We start from the raw sequence: 17,026 nt of genomic DNA on the forward strand, positions 1-17,026 counted from the left end.
TTGTGAATGGCGCCGTTATTTGACCGCCCCGAGCGCCAGCCCGCGGACGAGATAGCGCTGCAGCCAGATGAACAGGATTGCCACCGGCAGCGTCGCCAGCAGCGTCGCCGCCATTACATGGTGCCATTCGATCGTGTAGCGGCCGGCGACCAGCGAGAACACCTGGATAGGCAGCGTGTAACTTTCCTGGCTGCGCAGCATTGTGAGCGCAACGACGAACTCATTCCATGCGTTGATGAAGGTGAAGATGGCGGTCACCGCTATTGCCGGCAGGCAAAGCGGCAGAAACACTTTTCGCAAGGTCAGCCATCGGCCGGCGCCTTCCATCCACGCTGCTTCCTCGAGATCGCGCGGGATGGTGTCGAAATAGCTTTGCAGCATCCACACGGTGAAGGCGACGTTGAAAGCCATGTAGATGACGCCGAGCGCGGTCGTGGATTCGATCAGACCCCAGGCCGCCATCAGCCGGAACAGGCCGAGCACCAGCACGATCGGCGAGATCATCTGCGAGATCAGCAGGAACTGGCGGAAGGCGCCATAGCCGGCAAAGCGAAACCGCGACATGGCATAGGCGGCCGGCACCGAGATCAGGATGGCGCCGACGGTGGCGATAACAGAGACATAGAGCGAATTGGCCAGCGCCTGGCCAAAGCCGGTCGCCACCCACATGTCGGCAAAATTCGACCAGTGGAATTCGCTTGGCCACCAGGTCGGCGACAGCACCTCCTGCCGCGGCTTGACCGCGGTCAAAAACATTACCGCGAAGGGGAAGATCGTCACCACGAGCAGCGGCGAAAGCAGCAGCCAGGCGATGATCGTACGCTTCAGCTTGGGCGTCATGTGCGCTGCTCCCGCATGGCAAGCCGCACATAGATCATGGTGAAGATCAAAAGGATGGCGAACATCAGCAGCGACACCGCCGATGCTTCACCCAGTTTGCCGATGCGGAAGGCCAGCTTGTAGAGATGGGTGACCAATATGTCGGTCGAGTTGGCCGGCCCGCCCTGCGTCATCACCCAGATGATCGGGAAGGAATTGAAGACGTAGATGGTGTTGAGCACGATGGCGATGTTGATGAACGGCTTCAGCAGCGGAAAGGTGATCTCGCGGAACTGCTGCAGCGGCGTCGCCCCCTCCAGGGCCGCCGCCTCGTAGAGGTCGTCGGGGATCGACGACAGGCCGCCGAGGAAGATGGTCGTGGTGAACGGTACCGTCACCAATATGCCGATCAGCACCTGCATCGGGAATGCCGTCTCGGCGCGCGCCAGCCACTGGATGTTTTCATGGATCAGGCCGAGCCCGATCAGCGCCGAGTTCAGCATGCCGCTTTCACCGTTGAGCGCCCAGCGCCAGACCACCGCCGTCATCGTCAGCGACACCGCCCAGGGCAGCATGATGATGACGCGGGCAATGCCGCGGCCGTAGAAATCGGTGTTGAGGATCATCGCCACCGGCACCGACAACAGCAGCGCGCCGCCGACCACCAGCAACGTCCACAGGCCGGTGCGCCAGAGTGCCGCCAGGAAATCGGGATCGGCGAGGAAGGCTGAATAATTGGCGAAATCGTTGAAGTCGCGTAGCTGGCCGAAGCGGCTGACGTCATGCGTCGAGATCTGGATCAGGTCCCAGACCGGCCAGAAGATGACGACCGCCGCCAGCAACAGGCTGGGCAAGGTCAGCAGATAGGGCAAGAAGCGATTTTGCATCGGCCGGTTTTGTACCGTGGTTCTGTGGCGCTGGCACGCCAGCTCGGATCAATCTTGCATATCGGTCTTTAGCAGCGCTTCAGAAGAATGCCTTTCCTCTCCCCCGTCGATCAGGGGAGAGGTGTCGAGCGAAGCTCGGGGGGTCGACCCTTGGGGCGCAAGGCGAGGTGATGTTTGCCCCTATTGCCCTTCCTATGTCCGTTCGCGGCGGTTGCCAGGTGGTTCCCCCACTCCGTCTCGGCTTCGCCGAGCCACCTCTCCCCCTCCGGAGGGAGAGGAAAGTGTGGCGCGCCCCGATCTCAGGGGCGCGCCGGGCGCAGGGAGATACGCCCTATTTCTTGATCACGGCGTTGGCCTTGGCAGCCGCTTCCTTCAAGCCTGCCTCGGGGTCGCCGCCGAGATAGATCTTCTGCATGGCATCCGAGGTGATCTGGGCGACTTCTTCCCAGCCGGGGATGACCGGCGCAAAGCGGGCGTCGGGCAGCAGCGCGGTGAACGCTGCCAGATCGGCATTGTTGACGTAATAGTCCATCTTGGCCTCTTCCTTGTTCACCGGCAGGAAGCCTTCCCCTTGCGTGAACTTGGCGCGCTGTTCGGTGGTGAACAGGAAGTCGAGCAGCTTCCAGGCCTCATCCTTGTTCTTGGAATTCTTGAACATGATGATGGAATCGGTGACGCCGTACGTGCCGCGCGCGCCGGTCGGTCCGGCGGGGATAGCGGCCACGCCGTATTTCAGGTTCGGCGCCTCGTCCTTGATCTGGTTGGACAGGAAGGGCGCGGTGATCATCATGCCGACCTTGCCCTGCTTGAACAGGTTCTGGACGTCCTCGCGGTTGTTGGAGGTGACGCCGGGTTCCGTCAGGCCTTCGTCGATCATCGACTTGTAGAGCTTGGCGGCTTCGAGCGCGCCCGGCGTGCCGAGGCCCGACGTGCCATCCTTGTTGAGAATCTCGGTGCCTTGCGACCACATCGCATAATAATAATAGACGTCGGTCTCGATCTCCTTGCCCTGCAGGCCGAAGCCGAACGTGCCGGTGCCCAGTGCCTTGATCTTGCGCGCATCCTCCTGCAACTCGGTCCAGGTTGCCGGCGGGTTGGCGATTCCGGCCTTCTCGAACAATTCCTTGTTGTAGTACATGGCGCGCGCCGAGGCCGCGATCGGCAGGCCATAGGTCTTGCCCTCCATGATCGACGGCGACAGGAAGGTGTCGATGAAGCGGTCCTTGAACTCCGGCTTGATGTAGGCGTCGAGCGGCTCGGCGACATCCTGCTGGACGAAATCGATCAGCCAGCGGGTGCCGATGATCGACAGGTCGGCATTGGTACCGGCCGTGATGTCGGTGGTCAGCTTCTGCAGCAGCACGTCCCACGGCACAACTTCGAACTTGACGGTGATACCCGGGTTGGCTGCCTCGAATTCCTTTTTCACCGCTTCGAAATACGGGCCGGTCTTGGCGCTGTATTCGGCGACGGTTACGCGCACCTCGCCGGCATCTGCCTGCGCGGCCAGGGCGAGCAGGCTCATTCCGGCCATCACGCCGACAGTCCATTTTGCAAGCTTCATTCGATCTCTCCCATTTGATTGCGTCTGCACTCTTGCGGCTTTGAGGCGGCCACGGCTTTATGTGACTTTCCTACATTATCCATGATTTCGCGCTGTGCAAGCGGATTATCCTGTTGCTTAATTACATTTCTTAAAATAGCGTTTTCCGATTATCGTAGATCCCAGGGAGGCGCGCAGCGTGGTTTCAACGGCCGAATTCGCAGGCAAGACCGTGCTGGTGACCGGCGCCGGCGGCGGGCTCGGCTCGGCTATTGTGGCGCTGCTGGCCGAACGAGGCGCGCGCGTCGTCGGCTGCGACCAGTCGCAAGACCAGCTCGGCAGTCCGCATCTGGCGTCGCGCCACGTCTTCGACCTTCTCGACCGGATCTCCACCGATGCCGCGATCACGGCGATCCTCGAGAAAGACGGCGTGCCCGACATCCTGATCAACAATGCCGGCTGGACGCGCGCCGAGACTCTTGCAGCGCTGACCCCCGACAAGATCACGCATGAACTCGACCTCAATCTGACCGGGGTGATGCTGTTCGCCGATCCGCTGATCAAGGCAATGGCCGCGCGCGGTTCGGGCAGCGTCGTCTTCATCTCTTCCGTCAACGCCATCGCCCACTTCGGCAACCCGGCCTATGCCGCGGCCAAGGCCGGCATCAATGCCTATGCCAAAGCGGTCGCTGTGGAACTCGGCCGCAACGGGCTGCGCGCCAATGTCGTCTGCCCCGGCTCGATCCGCACCGCCGCATGGGACCATCGGCTGGCCAAGAACCCGGATGTTCTCGGCAAGCTCAAGCGGCTCTATCCGCTCGGCCGCATCGTCGACGCCACGGAAGTGGCCGAAGCGGTGGCCTTCCTTGTTTCGGATCGCGCATCGGGGATAACCGGCGCGGTGGTGCCGGTCGACGCCGGACTGACCGCCGGCTTCCTGCCCTTCATCGACGACATATTGGGAGCCTGACCATGACCGATGTCGAGTTCCGTGACCTGTCGAAATCCTTCGGACGCCACAAGATCCTCGAAAACATCAGCCTCGACATCAAGAGCGGCGAGTTCGTCGTGCTGGTCGGCCCTTCCGGCTGCGGCAAGTCGACCTTGCTGCGCATGCTGGCCGGGCTGGAGCCGATCACCGCAGGCGACCTCTTGATCGGCGGCGTGCGCGCCAACGATTTGCCGCCACAGCAGCGTAACATCGCGATGGTCTTCCAGTCCTATGCGCTGTTTCCGCACCTGAAAGCGGCCGACAACATCGGCTTTGGCCCAAAGATCCGCGGCGAAAGCCGCACGGCAATCGACGCCAAGGTGAAAAAGGCCTCTGGCGTCCTCAACCTGTTCTCCTATCTCGACCGCTATCCCCGGGAACTGTCGGGCGGCCAGCGCCAGCGCGTCGCAATGGGCCGCGCCATCGTGCGCGAACCCTCGGTGTTCCTGTTCGACGAGCCGCTCAGCAATCTCGACGCGCAACTGCGCGTGCAGATGCGCACCGAGATCAAGGCGCTGCACCAGCGGCTGAAATCGACCATCGTCTATGTCACCCACGACCAGATCGAGGCCATGACCATGGCCGACCGCATCGTGGTGATGGACCGCGGCAAGATCCAGCAGGTCGGCGCACCGCTGGAACTCTACGACCGTCCCGCCAACAAATTCGTCGCCTCCTTCATCGGCTCGCCGTCGATGAGTTTTGTCTCCGGCGCCCTGAAGACGACGCCCGAGAAAAGCTGGTTCGAATCGGCCGGCGGAGGGCGACTGGCGCTCGGCAGCAAGACGGTGCCGGCTGGCAGCACGGTCGAGGCCGGCATACGGCCCGAACACTTCGTCATCGGTGAGGCTGTCGACGCGATGGCGATCAAGGTCGATGTCGTCGAGCCGACCGGCTCGGAAACCCATGTCTATGGCGCCATCGGCGCTGACACGGTGCGCGCCGTATTCCGCGACCGGGTTCAGGTCAAGCCCGGCGAAATGCTGCCGGTCTCCGTCGCGCCGGGCAACATTCATCTGTTCGACACGGCAACAGGCCTGCCGCTATGAAGGCAGCGCTATGAAGACGACAACCCAGAAATGAAAACGCCGGCCGACATCATCACGCGCCTGCAGCTGATGTCGCAGGACGGCACCAAATCGGACCGCCGCCTGGCCGGCCTCGTGCTGACCGATCTCGACTTCGCCTCCAAGGCGGCAATCTCGGAAATTGCGGCGCGCGTCGGCGTCAGCGAGCCGACGGTCACCCGTTTCTGCCGCAATCTCGGCTGCGAGGGTCTGCGCGATTTCAAATTCTACCTGGCGCAGGCGATTGCCATTGGCGGCCAGTATCTGTCGCCCGAACCGCTGAACCGCGACGCGCGCGAGCAGCGCATTGCGTCGGCCATCACCGAAGCGGCAATCGCCGCCATCCAGCGCGCCAGCGAAAACCTCGACATGAAGACGCTGGTGGGCGTGGCCGCGCGCATCGTCAGTTCGGGCAATGTGCTGTGCATCGGCTCCGGCGGCATTTCCTCGATGATGGCGACCGAGATGCAGAACCGGCTGTTTCGGCTCGGCGTGCCGGTGCTGGCGCAGATCGACGGGCAATTGCAGCGCATGTATGCCGCGGTCGCCACATCGGAGACGACGCTGATCGCGTTCTCGGTGTCCGGCTATGCGCGATCGGTGATCGACGCCGTTCAGGTGGCCCAGCAATATGGCGCCACCACCATCGCCGTAACCCCGCCGGAATCAGCGCTCGCCAAGGCCGCCGATACCGTCATCCAGTTCCAGTCGCTGGAGGACGGCAACATCTACAAGCCGACCTCGTCGCGCTATGCTCTGCTGTCGATCGTCGACATGATCGTCACCTCCGTGGCCGAGACGCGCGGACCCAGGGTTCTCGAAAACCTGCGCCGCATCAAGCAGAGCGTGAACACGCTGAAGGTCGACGATCCGAAGCTGCCGCTGGGGGACTGAGAGTGGGGCGGAAGCTGCCAATCTCCCCCCTCGTGGGGGAGATGTCCGGCAGGACAGAGGGGGGCGCTGTTCCGCCGACAGATCAAGGGGCTGCATGCCGCAACGCTGGATCTTCGATCAGCCGCTGAGCGCCCCGATACGCTGCGCCAGCACCGCCGGATCACCCCCGACACGCACCGTCTTCAGCCGCGCCGTGCCGCCTGCAACGACCGACACGACCGATGCCGGAACGCCCAGCGCCTTGGCCACCAGCGGTTCCAGCGCCGCATTGGCCGCGCCATTCTCCGGCACGGCGCGCACGCGCGCCTTCAAATGGCTGCGCCCGTCGGCCATCGTCTCCACGCCTCCGAGCCTGTCCACGGAAGACTTCGGCGTCAGCCGGATAAACAGGTCGATGCCGTCGGCGCGCAAGCGGAATGGCGCGCTCATGCCGCCGTCAGGTTCACAGGACCAGCGGCGCTATCGTGGTGAGAATGAGCTGCCTGAGAAAGAACAGGAGCAGAAGCAGGATGATCGGCGAGATGTCGACGCCGCCAAGGTCGGGCATGAACCGACGGATCGGCCGCAGCGCCGGCTCGGTCAGCCGGTAGAGCATGTTGCCGATGCTGCCGACGAACTGATTGCGCGAGTTGACGACGTTGAACGCATAGAGCCAGGAAAAGATCGCCGAGGCGATGATGACCCACCAGTACAGGTCCAGCGCCATGACGATTGTTTGAATGAGGGCGAGCATGCCGGTCTCCGATTGTTGCCGACATGTAGCCATTGAGCGCGAAACCGGCAAGGGCCGGTCGCCTACAAGCATCGGGCACAAGGGATTTCGGCAAAACCCCGCCTTGACAGGAAACCGCAGCCTTCGATAAATGCGCCATCCGCTGGACGGGGCTGTAGCTCAGCTGGGAGAGCGCGTCGTTCGCAATGACGAGGTCAGGAGTTCGATCCTCCTCAGCTCCACCAGCGGAATTTCCATTTCTTTGCTCGTCCCGAAAAATATCTGGACTCTGTGCCTGCTGGAGCAACTTGGGAAAGCGCGAGGCCCTTTCGCTTTGGGAATCGCATCACAGGCCGAGCCTGGGGGCGAGATAAGGCGCGAGCGCAAGCGAATAGGTGGCCGTCAAATGACCGGTGTCGCGCCAGACGATCATATTGCCGACGACCGCCGGGCATAGTTCCGGTCCGCACAAAGCGTCAGTCATATCGACGACGCGCACGTTTTTCTGACCCTCCGCGGCAAGCGCCAACAGGTTGTTGAGCTCGGCGTCGCTTCTTTTGGTGGAGCATTTTGCGGGCGTGGCGCTCAGGCAATCGCCGGGTTCGAATCGCATCAAGGGCGTGTTGCGGATGACGATGATCTGCGAACCTGCCTCGGTCAGTTCGCTCCAGACATTGCGCAGCCCCTCGATCATCAGGTCATCCGGAACCGATCCGGCGTTGGACTGGCTGGTGATGACGGCGAGCGGCCTGAGCTTTAAAACCTCAGCCAGCACTTTCTCCCTCCACTCGTAGCAAGATGGATACGGTTTGCCGTCCGACTTGGTAGGCGCACGCGCGAATGCGCAGGCGGATTTCGAGAAAGAAACCAGTTTGAATTTGCGGTCCCTGGCGATCTTGTTCAAGGCTGGACCCCATTGGGCAGCGTGGGAATCGCCAACGAGGACGATGGTTTTCGTGCCGGCAGGGTCGCCCAGCACACATCCCACCGGTTTCGCTCCTTTCAAGTTTTGCTGACATCCCGCCGAGAATAAACCCGACACGTCCCGCCTTAGCCGGGCCAGCGGCGGCAGGAGGTCCACATCGTCCGGAATCGTCGCGCCGGTCAGCAAGGCGGCAGGCCCGGGGTAGGCAGCTGTGCCGATCAGCGTAATGTCGGTGGGTTGCGTCGTCACGAAATGCAGAAGCCCCGCGGATGCCGCCACGCATGCCAGCACCGCGATGGTGCCATATCCCAGCGGCTTCCACCAGGCACCCCGGGATTGCCGGCAGGGTTGTTCGACATAGCGATAAGACAGGTCCGACAGGACCACAGTCACCGCAATCAGGCCGGCACCACTGGCAAAGGTCAGCGAAAAGCCCTGTCCCAGGAAGAATGTGATCAACGGCCAATGCCAGAGATAGATCGAATAGGACCTATCGCCGATGAACCGAAGCGGCCACAAATCGAGCCCACGAAACCGACCGGCTTGGCCTTCGCCAGCCAGGATGATGAGCACGGTGGCCAGGGTTGGCAGCAACGCACTGAGGCCAGGGAACGGTGTCGCCGCTGAAAACAGAAGAGCGGAGGCAAGGATGCCGGCGGTGCCGGCAAGCGCCATCACCCGGCTTGCACCCGCGCCCAGGCGGAACCGGTGCTCGCCAAGCACCAGCAGGCCGCCCAACGCCAATTCCCACAGGCGTGTATGGCTGACGAAATAGGCCTGTGCCGAATCCGTTTTCGTCAGGATGACCGAGGCGGCCAGCGATGCCAGGAAAACGAGCGACAATGTCGTCGCCAAGCATCGTCGCAAGGAGAGATGCCATCGCCGCGCCAGCCAGATCACGCCGATCATGAGCACCGGCCAGACGATGTAGAACTGCTCTTCTATGGAAAGCGACCAGTAATGCTGCACCGGCGTCGGCAGATTGTCGGCGTCGAGATAGCTGACTGCCTCGTGGGCCAGACGCCAGTTCTCGACATAGAGCGCGCTGGCCAGGATCTGGTTGGCCGTTTCCTCCCAGCGCGCCTTGGAAATGAACAGCAGCGTACCGAGCAGCGTCACCAATAGAACCAGGATCGCTGCTGGCAGGAGCCGGCGGATTCGTCGCGAATAGAATTCGATCAGCGAGACGCGACCGTCGCGCAGCGCCATCTGCGCCAGCAGCCCGGTGATCAGATAGCCAGAGATGACGAAAAAGACGTCGACGCCGATATATCCGCCGGGAAGAGCATGGGGCCACAGGTGAAAGACGACGACCAGAGCGACGGCCAGTCCGCGCAACCCTTGTATTTCGGGTCGAAACCGACGGTTCTGATCGATTGTCACCGGGTATCCCCCAACAGTCTCAGCCGGCCTGGATCAACCGGCAATTCGCGCCACGATCTTCATAAGGGCAGAGTGCCGTGAGGCAAGAGCCGATCGCAGCAGTTCATTCCCTTTCCGTCTCCAGTCCGCTCACCAGCGTGCCGACGAAACCCAGCAGCTCACTTTCGAGATCGGTGGACGCCAGGCCAATGAAACGGCCTTCGAGCGAGAGGGCGACGATCCCATGCACGGCGGAGAACAGCGTGCGCGCGCGGGCCAAAAGCTCCGGCGTTGCCGCCGCCGGGAGCAGCTGGGCCAGCGGCTCAACCAGATGCTGGATCAGCACCGCATGTTCGGCCAGATGCCATTCGGGCACCGCCACGCCTGGCGCCATACGGTGCTCGAACAGCGCCTTCCACGCCATGCGGTTGTCGCGGGCGAAGCCGAGATAGGCCTTGGCCAGCGCCTTCAGCCTTGCCCTAGGCTCGGCGACGCCGGTCGCCTCTTGCTGCAGGGCCGCCCCCAGCCTGGCCAGTGTGATCGAATTGACGTGCAGGATGAGCTCGTCCAGGTCGGCGAAGGCGGTGTAGAGCGCGCCCAGCGCGCAGCCGGCATCGGCCGTGATGTCGCGCGCACGCAGACCGGCGAGCCCCGAGGACTGGATGCGCGCTTGCGCGGCCTCGATCAGCCTGCCTTTGAGGTCCTCGCGTTTGGCGTCCCGTTTTGCGGTCATTAACCTTCTCTTATGCGCAATCATGAACACCGTTCATTTTCTCCTTGAACGCCGTTCACAATGTGCTACTTTGCCTCATGAACAACGTTCATAGAGGAGAAACGGAAATGTTGAAACAGTTTTTTGCTCTCGTTCGCGGCCGAAGCTACGAAGCCGCCGAGGCGGTCGTCGACCGCAACGCGCTGATAATCCTGCGCCAGCAGATCCGCGATTGCGCCGACGCTATCGCGGCCGCCCGCCGGGCGGTTGCAATTGCCATCGCCCAGAACGAACAGGAAGTCGCGCAGTTCAAGAAGCTTGTCCTCCGCATCGACGATTTGGAGAAGCGCACGATCGCCGCCATCGAGCAGGGACAGAATGAACTGGCCCGCGAAGCCGCCGAAACCATCGCCATGCTGGAAGCCGAACGCGACGCCTCCGCCGAGGCGCAGAAAAGCTTCGACACCGAGATCGAGCGTCTCAAGCGGATCATCCGCGTCTCCGAAATGCGCCTGCGCGAATTGCAGCGCGGCCAGCGCATCGTTGCCGCGGTCGACTCGACCCAGCGCCTGCGAGAAAGCGCGCCCGGCTCCAGCCTGTCGGCGCTCAGGGACGCCGAGGAGACGCTGCTGCGCCTGCGCACCAGGCAAAAGCAGATCGACGCCACCGCGGCCGCCATGACCGAGATGGAACAGTCGGGCGATCCTGCCGCCGTCTCAGAGAAGCTTGCGGCCGCCGGCTGCGGTGCGCCGCTGAGAAGCAGCGCCGACGCCGTGCTCGAACGGCTCACGAAGACCATGACCAAGCCGGCCTGATTGTTATCCAGTCTGATTGTATCCGGCCTGATGGTATCCAGCCTGATTGTATCCAGCCTGAAACAGACCCACGCCCAACCAACCTAACCTTGAAACGAAAGGACCATATCGATGACCCCGAACACCTATTCCCCCAAGGACTCAAGCGCCTGGAAGACCTTCACCATGGCCAGTTTCGCCGTTGCCGCCACAATGATGGCCGGCGGCATCTACTTCATGGAGGCGAGCTTCGCCGCCAAGGGGTTTTATGCCATGGCCGCCATCATGCTCGTGCACACCTCGATCACCATCACCAAGACACTGCGCGACTCGGAAGAGGCAAGCCGCTTCATCAACCGGCTGGAAGACGCCAAGACCGAGAAGTTGCTGATGGAAGTCAGCCGCAGTAACGAAGTGTAACCGGGTTCCCGCTAAACAAGGCTCAACGCGCAAGACCGCTGATCAATCCAGCCAGGATTTTAATCGGTCTTGCCCAATGGAAGTCGCCGCTATGGAAATCGCCCCGATCAACCGACCGACAGCTCATCTGATGACGTCCAGGCGCTTTGCGCCCTTGTTCTGGACGCAGTTCCTGTCCGCCTTCAACGACAATTTCCTCAAGAACACGCTGGTGTTCCTTATTCTGTTCACGCTGGCGGCGGACCAGGCGGCATCACTGGTCACCTTGGCGGGCGCCGTCTTCATGGCCCCCTTCCTGCTCCTGTCGGCGCTCGGCGGCGAGCTCGCCGACCGCTTCGACAAGGCTCTCATAGCCAAGCGTCTGAAATTCGCCGAGATCGCCGCGGCGGGTGTCTCCGTCGTCGGCATCGCCCTGTCGTCGATTCCCGTGCTGATGACGGCGCTGTTGATGTTCGGCATCATCTCGGCGCTGTTCGGACCGATCAAATACGGCATCCTGCCCGATCACCTCGAACGCAAGGAACTGCCCAAGGCCAACGCCTGGATCGAGTCAGCTACGTTTGCCGCGATTCTCGGCGGCACCATAGCCGGCGGCGTCGTTTCCGCCGATGGCATCGGTGTCGCGGTGTTCGGACCGATCATGATGGCGCTCGCCGTCGGTTGCTGGCTCGTCAGCCGCTACATCCCGTCCACCGGTTCGGCGGCGCCCGACCTTGTCATCGACAAGAACATCTTCCGCTCGACCTGGCGCCAGGTCGCCGAATTGCGCACCGACACACGCATCTGGCGCGCCGGCCTGATGACGTCGTGGTTCTGGCTGATCGGCGCCATCGTGCTCTCGCTCCTGCCGGTGCTGATCAAGGATTCGCTCGGCGGCAACGAAATGGCCGTCACCGTCTACCTCGCCGTGTTCGCCGTCTCGATCGCCATCGGTTCGGCCATCGCCGCCTGGATGTCGCAGGGCCGCATCGTGCTGTTGCCGGCACCGGTCGGCACGGCGCTGCTCGCCCTGTTCGGCCTGCATCTCGCCTGGACCATCTCCAGTATGACGCCGTCGCCCCAGGCGGAAACCCTTGGCGCATTCTTCGCCGGCCCAAACACGATCCGCGTCGCCATCGACCTCGCCGGCATGGCCATTGCAGCCGCTTTCCTGGTGGTGCCGACCTTCGCCGCCGTGCAGGCCTGGTCGCCCGAAGCGCGGCGCGCCCGGGTCGTCGCCGCCGTCAGTATCGTCAATGCCGGCTTCATGACTGGCGGCGGCATCATCATGGCCCTGATCCAGACGAAGGTCTCGACCGGCGGCATCCTGTTCGGCCTCGTCGCGGCCAATGCGATTGCCGCCTGGCTGATGCTGAAATATTTGCCGACGAACCCCTTCCGTGACTTCGTCTCCATCCTGTTCCGCGCTTTCCTGCGCCTCGAAGTCGAGGGCATGGAAAACCTCAAGGCGGCCGGCAAGGCGCCGATCCTGGCGCTCAACCATGTCAGCTTCCTCGACGGTCCGCTCGCCTTGACGCTGACCGATGAGGAACCGGTCTTCGCCATCGACTACACCATTGCCCAGGCTTGGTGGATGAAGCCGTTCATGAAACTTGCCCGCGCTTTGCCGCTCAACCCGGCCAAGCCGATGTCGACCCGCACGCTGATCAAGATCGTGCAGGGCGGCGACCCGCTGGTGATCTTCCCGGAGGGACGCATCACCGTGACCGGCGGCCTGATGAAGGTCTATGACGGCGCCGCCATGGTTGCCGACAAGACCGGCTCGATGGTTGTGCCGGTGCGCATCGACGGGCTGGAGAAGACCTACTTCTCGCGGCTGAGCTCGCAGCATGTGCGCCGCCGCCTGTTCCCGAAGGTCAGGGTGACCATTCTGGAACCGGTCAAGCTCGAGGTGCCGCAGGAGCTGAAGGGCCGCAAGCGCCGCGCCGCGGCGGGTTCCGCGCTCTACCAGGTGATGTCGGATCTCGTTTTCCGCACCCAGGACATCGACAAGACCGTACTGGAAAAGATCATCGAGACGGCGAACGAACGCGGCATGAAACAGCTCGCAGTTCAGGATCCGGTCACCGGTTCTCTCAGCTACAGCAAGCTGCTCACGGCTGCCGCCGTGCTTGGTGAGAAGTTCCAGAACCTTTATGCCGACCAGCAGACGCTGGGCATCATGCTGCCCAACGCCAACGGCTCTTGCGCGACGCTGCTCGGCGTCATGTCCGCCGGCAAGGTTCCGGCGATGATGAACTTCACCGCAGGTGCTGCCAATATTCTGTCCGCTTGCAAGGCCGCCGAAGTCCGCACCGTGCTGACGTCCCGCGCGTTCGTCGAACAGGCAAAGCTCGGCGCTGTAGTCGAGGAACTCGGTCGCTCGGTCGACATCGTCTGGCTCGACGAACTCAGAAAGACCATCAGTCTCAAGGATAAGCTGCTCGGCTTGCTGCGCAAGTCGACGCCGCGCGCGAAACGCAAGCCCGGCGATGCGGCGGTGATCTTGTTCACCTCGGGTTCGGAAGGCACGCCGAAGGGCGTCGTTCTGACCCACCGCAACATCCTGGCCAACGCCGCCCAGGCGGCGTCGCGTATCGACTTCCATTCGGGCGACAAGGTATTCAACGTGCTGCCGATCTTCCACTCCTTCGGCATGACCGCGGGCACGGTGCTGCCGTTGATCTCCGGCGTGCCGGTCTATTTCTACCCCTCGCCGCTGCACTACCGCCTCGTGCCGGAACTGATCTACGGCTCGAACGCGACGATCATCTTCGGCACCGACACCTTCCTCTCCGGCTATGCCCGCACCGCGCACCCCTACGACTTCCGCTCGATACGCTATTGTTTTGCCGGCGCGGAGCCGGTCAAGACAGCGACGCGCATGACCTATATGGAGAAGTTCGGCGTCCGCATACTCGAGGGCTATGGCGTCACCGAGACGGCGCCGGTGATCTCCATCAACACGCCGATGTACAATCGCTCTGGAACCGTCGGCAAGATCATGCCCGGCATGGAATACCGCCTCGATCCGGTCCCCGGCGTCGACGAAGGCGGCCGGCTGTTCGTGCGCGGCCCCAATGTCATGGCCGGTTATCTCCGGGCCGAGAAGCCCGGCGTGCTCGAACCGCTGGAGGACGGCTGGCATGATACGGGCGACGTCGTCGCTATCGACGAAGGCGGCTTCATCACCATTCGCGGCCGCGCCAAGCGCTTCGCCAAGATAGGCGGCGAGATGATCTCGCTCGCCGCTGTCGAAGCGCTGGCCGGCGAATTGTGGAAGGGCTCGCTGTCGGCGGTCGCCACGGTGCCCGACGCGCGCAAGGGCGAAAAGCTGATCCTCATCACTGAGGCATCCGGCGCCACACGAGCGGAATTCCTCGCCTACGCCAAGGCCAACGGCGCCATGGACCTGATGGTCCCGGCCGAAGTGCGGGTGGTCTCAAAGGTACCGGTCCTTGGCTCCGGCAAGCTCGACTTCGCCGCCGTGACAAAAATGGTGCGCGACGAAGAGGCCTTGAAGACCAAGGCCGCCTGACCCGGCTACGGCAACGGGCCGACGCAAGAGCCGGCCCGTTCAGTATGATCAACCCTTCGCATGCCGCTGCGAGATCAGCATCGCCATGCGCTGGACTGCCCGCAGCTCCATTTCCACGCCCGGCGACGATGCCAGCGCCGGCATGTTGAGCGCCACCACGGTCAACGGCTCGAGCGTCGCCAGCAGCACATGGGTCGCCTCAAATTTCTCGAACAGCCAGGCCAGCTGCTCGCGTATATCCTGGTCGACTGGCGCCCCCGGCTGCGTATCGGCGAGCGAGCGCACGGGCTCCTGCTCTAGTGCACGGGCCAGCACCTTCAGGTCGAAATCACCGAGGTCGGCTGCCGGCAGGATCAGCGCACCGTCGACAAGAATATGGCTCTGCAGGCCGCGCAGGAAGCGCGCCGAATCGGTGAGGTCGCCCTCGGCCATATGCTTCAGCAACGAGTCGCGGCGCTTCTCCGCGGTGAGGCTGACGCTGTCATTGTAGATGACTGCCAGCAGCGTCGCCGACAGCACGATCACCACGCCCTGCACACTGCCGCGCCAGCCGAGATCGTCGATGCCGCCCAGCGCCAGCCCGGCGAAAACCGAGCTCAGCGTAATCACGGTAAAGGCGCCGATCGTGTCGCGATGGCCGAGGCTCGCGCGTCCAAGGCCGATCGTCAGCCAACACAGGAACAGGATGGCGATGCCGCCAAGCCGAACCGGCACTTCGAACAGGCCGGGCCGGTAGTCGGTGACTATGAACGGAATGATCAACAGCAGCGACAGCGCCATGCGCTCGACCGTGCGGTTTTCGGCCGCCGACAGGCTGTCGCGATCGCGCGTCATCACCAGCCAGCCGATGGCGAGAAAACCTCCGAACTGGAAGGCAAGTAGTACCGCCATCCGCCATGGCTCGGCAAAGCGTTCCGGGATCGGCGCCAGCAGTAGAAACAGCAGGGCGCCGCCGGCGGCAAAGAACTTTAGCGCAAACGGCGCATGCCGGCGCAACAGCCCCTCGGTCAGCAGCAGTGCGGCCAGCGGCAGCAGGCCCGCCGCCGCGATGGTGACGAAGCGGAAGAGTGCGAGGCCGGTAGTCCAGTCGAGGATGCGGCAGGCGAGCAGAACCGTCAGCACCCGCAAACCGAACAGAAAACGCCGCGACAGCGGATCGCCGGTGTCGCGCCCGCCGACGACCGATATCACGATCAGCAGCCCGAACAGCGCCGCCAGCGAGGTGATGGTGTCGGCCACGAGCGTGTCGTCGAGGTTCATCGGTCAGCGCCCATCAGCTCACACCCAGGCATCATCACGGATGAAGCCATCAGCGTGTCCATGGTCTCAGCACATTCCATTGGCGGCTGCTATCCGCCCAGTGTACCACCGGCAAAACCAGCCGCTGCAGCGTGGCCGCCGCACCTGCTACCGCAAGGGCGGCAAGCGAGCCGCGCGGAACCGCGTCGGCGAGATAGGTGCGCGCCGACTGAAAGCTCATCTGTCCGATCTGCAGCACATCATCGCCGCGCGTGTAGTCGAGTTCCTTGCGGCAGAACTCGTTAAAGGTCTCGACGCGGTGCTTGGCCGCCTCGTCGAAGGTCTTCTTCAGATCGTCCGAGCCGCCCGTATAGGCGTTGGTGATGACGAAGCGCTCTTCGTCGAAACCAGCTTCGGGGCCGACACCGAAGACATGGCGATGGCGCGCCATGATCTGCCGCGCCAGAAGCACATGGGTAAGCGAGCGGCGCGCGCCGGCATGCGGTCCTGGGAACACATTGCTGAACGCCTCCGCGACCATGCCGACGACAGCGGGTACCTGGGTGACATTGGAAATCCAGATCGGCCGCAGTTGATTGCGCAAAAACATCAGGAAGCAGGTCAGGCCGTAGAGGATCCAGCTCAGCCCGCGGCTGCGCTCGTCGGGATCGATCATGACCAAACCGAGGTGCAAGACTTCATAGGGCTTGCCGGCGAGCGATATCTCCATCAGCGCCAGCGAGTTGAAGGCGATCGGCTGCCGGTCGCTGCGCCGGTAGACAATGGTGATGATGGAATGTTCCAGCCGGCTGCGGTCGCCGGAAAACACGCCATAGGTCAGGCTGCCGAACTTCAGTGTCTTGGACGCTACCAGCCGCAGATCGCTGCTCAGCTGCTCCAGTTCGGCAGCCTTCATCCAGCGCCCGGGCCGCTCCACGACGCGCGTCTCGTAGTCGGCGGATACGCGCATGCGCACATCCATGAACCGACCCGGCAGCAGCTGCAGAACCGCCTTGAGCACTATTTTTCCCCGTGGCAAGAACGCCGACCGTATAGTGGCCGCCGTCCACCTAAGACGCGGTAAACCCGAGACGGCAGTTCTTGGTTGTACTCAACAAAGTAAAAGAACAGCTGCCAGCCAGTG

At 63.0% G+C, this 17,026-nt stretch carries 15 protein-coding genes and 1 tRNA gene; 7 read left to right on the forward strand and 9 right to left on the reverse strand.

Translation table 11 applies throughout. From position 1 onward, the window contains the following. Nucleotides 1–15: 15 nt before the first annotated feature. The 3 genes from NKI64_RS03485 to NKI64_RS03495 all read right to left on the reverse strand — a co-directional run bounded on the left by NKI64_RS03485 (nucleotide 16) and on the right by NKI64_RS03495 (nucleotide 3,270). Nucleotides 16–840 (reverse strand): carbohydrate ABC transporter permease, encoded by an 825-nt coding sequence (locus NKI64_RS03485; protein WP_023668609.1) that lies wholly within the window; start codon nucleotides 838–840, stop codon nucleotides 16–18. After that, a complete protein-coding gene (locus tag NKI64_RS03490) occupies nucleotides 837–1,706 on the reverse strand; it encodes a carbohydrate ABC transporter permease (RefSeq protein ID WP_023681441.1) in 870 nt (289 codons plus the stop codon). The genes NKI64_RS03485 and NKI64_RS03490 overlap by 4 nt, the downstream gene beginning before the upstream one ends. A gap of 331 nt (nucleotides 1,707–2,037) precedes the next feature. After that, a complete protein-coding gene (locus tag NKI64_RS03495) occupies nucleotides 2,038–3,270 on the reverse strand; it encodes an ABC transporter substrate-binding protein (RefSeq protein WP_023688836.1) in 1,233 nt (410 codons plus the stop codon). Nucleotides 3,271–3,448: 178 nt separating this feature from the next. On the opposite strand from NKI64_RS03495, the gene NKI64_RS03500 reads away from it, so the two are divergent. The 3 genes from NKI64_RS03500 to NKI64_RS03510 are packed head-to-tail and all read left to right on the forward strand — an operon-like array spanning nucleotide 3,449 to nucleotide 6,201. After that, nucleotides 3,449–4,219, forward strand: coding sequence for an SDR family oxidoreductase (locus tag NKI64_RS03500; protein WP_023688835.1), 771 nt, complete (start codon nucleotides 3,449–3,451; stop codon nucleotides 4,217–4,219). Nucleotides 4,220–4,221: 2 nt separating this feature from the next. After that, entirely contained in the window at nucleotides 4,222–5,289 is a 1,068-nt protein-coding gene (locus NKI64_RS03505) for an ABC transporter ATP-binding protein (RefSeq protein ID WP_352666493.1), read from the forward strand. A 30-nt stretch (nucleotides 5,290–5,319) separates the two neighbouring features. Beyond that, nucleotides 5,320–6,201: a MurR/RpiR family transcriptional regulator gene (locus tag NKI64_RS03510; RefSeq protein WP_023681445.1), complete on the forward strand. Its 882-nt coding sequence runs from the start codon at nucleotides 5,320–5,322 to the stop codon at nucleotides 6,199–6,201. 117 nt (nucleotides 6,202–6,318) lie between these two features. On the opposite strand, the gene NKI64_RS03515 is transcribed toward NKI64_RS03510, so the two are convergent. Both NKI64_RS03515 and NKI64_RS03520 read right to left on the reverse strand, forming a co-directional pair. Then, a complete protein-coding gene (locus tag NKI64_RS03515) occupies nucleotides 6,319–6,630 on the reverse strand; it encodes a DUF167 family protein (protein ID WP_023688833.1) in 312 nt (103 codons plus the stop codon). A gap of 13 nt (nucleotides 6,631–6,643) precedes the next feature. Further along, nucleotides 6,644–6,934, reverse strand: coding sequence for a YggT family protein (locus NKI64_RS03520; protein ID WP_023668602.1), 291 nt, complete (start codon nucleotides 6,932–6,934; stop codon nucleotides 6,644–6,646). Nucleotides 6,935–7,082: 148 nt separating this feature from the next. On the opposite strand from NKI64_RS03520, the gene NKI64_RS03525 reads away from it, so the two are divergent. Next, nucleotides 7,083–7,158, forward strand: a tRNA-Ala gene (locus tag NKI64_RS03525). A gap of 101 nt (nucleotides 7,159–7,259) precedes the next feature. Here NKI64_RS03525 and NKI64_RS03530 read toward each other — a convergent pair. Both NKI64_RS03530 and NKI64_RS03535 read right to left on the reverse strand, forming a co-directional pair. Continuing rightward, on the reverse strand, nucleotides 7,260–9,221 hold the full coding sequence (locus NKI64_RS03530) for an acyltransferase family protein (RefSeq protein WP_081740621.1): 1,962 nt from the start codon (nucleotides 9,219–9,221) through the stop codon (nucleotides 7,260–7,262). Nucleotides 9,222–9,324: 103 nt separating this feature from the next. Next, nucleotides 9,325–9,933, reverse strand: a complete 609-nt coding sequence (locus NKI64_RS03535) for a TetR/AcrR family transcriptional regulator (RefSeq protein ID WP_023688831.1) — start codon at nucleotides 9,931–9,933, stop codon at nucleotides 9,325–9,327. 107 nt (nucleotides 9,934–10,040) lie between these two features. On the opposite strand from NKI64_RS03535, the gene NKI64_RS03540 reads away from it, so the two are divergent. The 3 genes from NKI64_RS03540 to NKI64_RS03550 all read left to right on the forward strand — a co-directional run bounded on the left by NKI64_RS03540 (nucleotide 10,041) and on the right by NKI64_RS03550 (nucleotide 14,643). After that, nucleotides 10,041–10,727: a PspA/IM30 family protein gene (locus NKI64_RS03540; RefSeq protein ID WP_023710178.1), complete on the forward strand. Its 687-nt coding sequence runs from the start codon at nucleotides 10,041–10,043 to the stop codon at nucleotides 10,725–10,727. Nucleotides 10,728–10,838: 111 nt separating this feature from the next. Next, complete coding sequence (locus tag NKI64_RS03545; RefSeq protein ID WP_023668598.1) at nucleotides 10,839–11,126, forward strand: YiaA/YiaB family inner membrane protein; 288 nt, start codon at nucleotides 10,839–10,841, stop codon at nucleotides 11,124–11,126. A 91-nt stretch (nucleotides 11,127–11,217) separates the two neighbouring features. Next, a complete protein-coding gene (locus tag NKI64_RS03550) occupies nucleotides 11,218–14,643 on the forward strand; it encodes an acyl-[ACP]--phospholipid O-acyltransferase (protein WP_352666496.1) in 3,426 nt (1,141 codons plus the stop codon). Nucleotides 14,644–14,691: 48 nt separating this feature from the next. Here the strand turns inward: NKI64_RS03550 and NKI64_RS03555 are convergent, their stop codons facing one another. Both NKI64_RS03555 and NKI64_RS03560 read right to left on the reverse strand, forming a co-directional pair. Continuing rightward, nucleotides 14,692–15,903 carry a hypothetical protein gene (locus tag NKI64_RS03555; protein ID WP_023747346.1) on the reverse strand — a complete coding sequence of 404 codons (1,212 nt, stop codon included), beginning with the start codon at nucleotides 15,901–15,903 and terminating at the stop codon, nucleotides 14,692–14,694. Nucleotides 15,904–15,952: 49 nt separating this feature from the next. After that, a complete protein-coding gene (locus NKI64_RS03560) occupies nucleotides 15,953–16,903 on the reverse strand; it encodes a hypothetical protein (RefSeq protein ID WP_027050529.1) in 951 nt (316 codons plus the stop codon). Between the last annotated feature and the right edge of the window lie 123 nt (nucleotides 16,904–17,026).

This window comes from Mesorhizobium sp. M0478, assembly GCF_040321305.1.
Classification (GTDB): domain Bacteria; phylum Pseudomonadota; class Alphaproteobacteria; order Rhizobiales; family Rhizobiaceae; genus Mesorhizobium.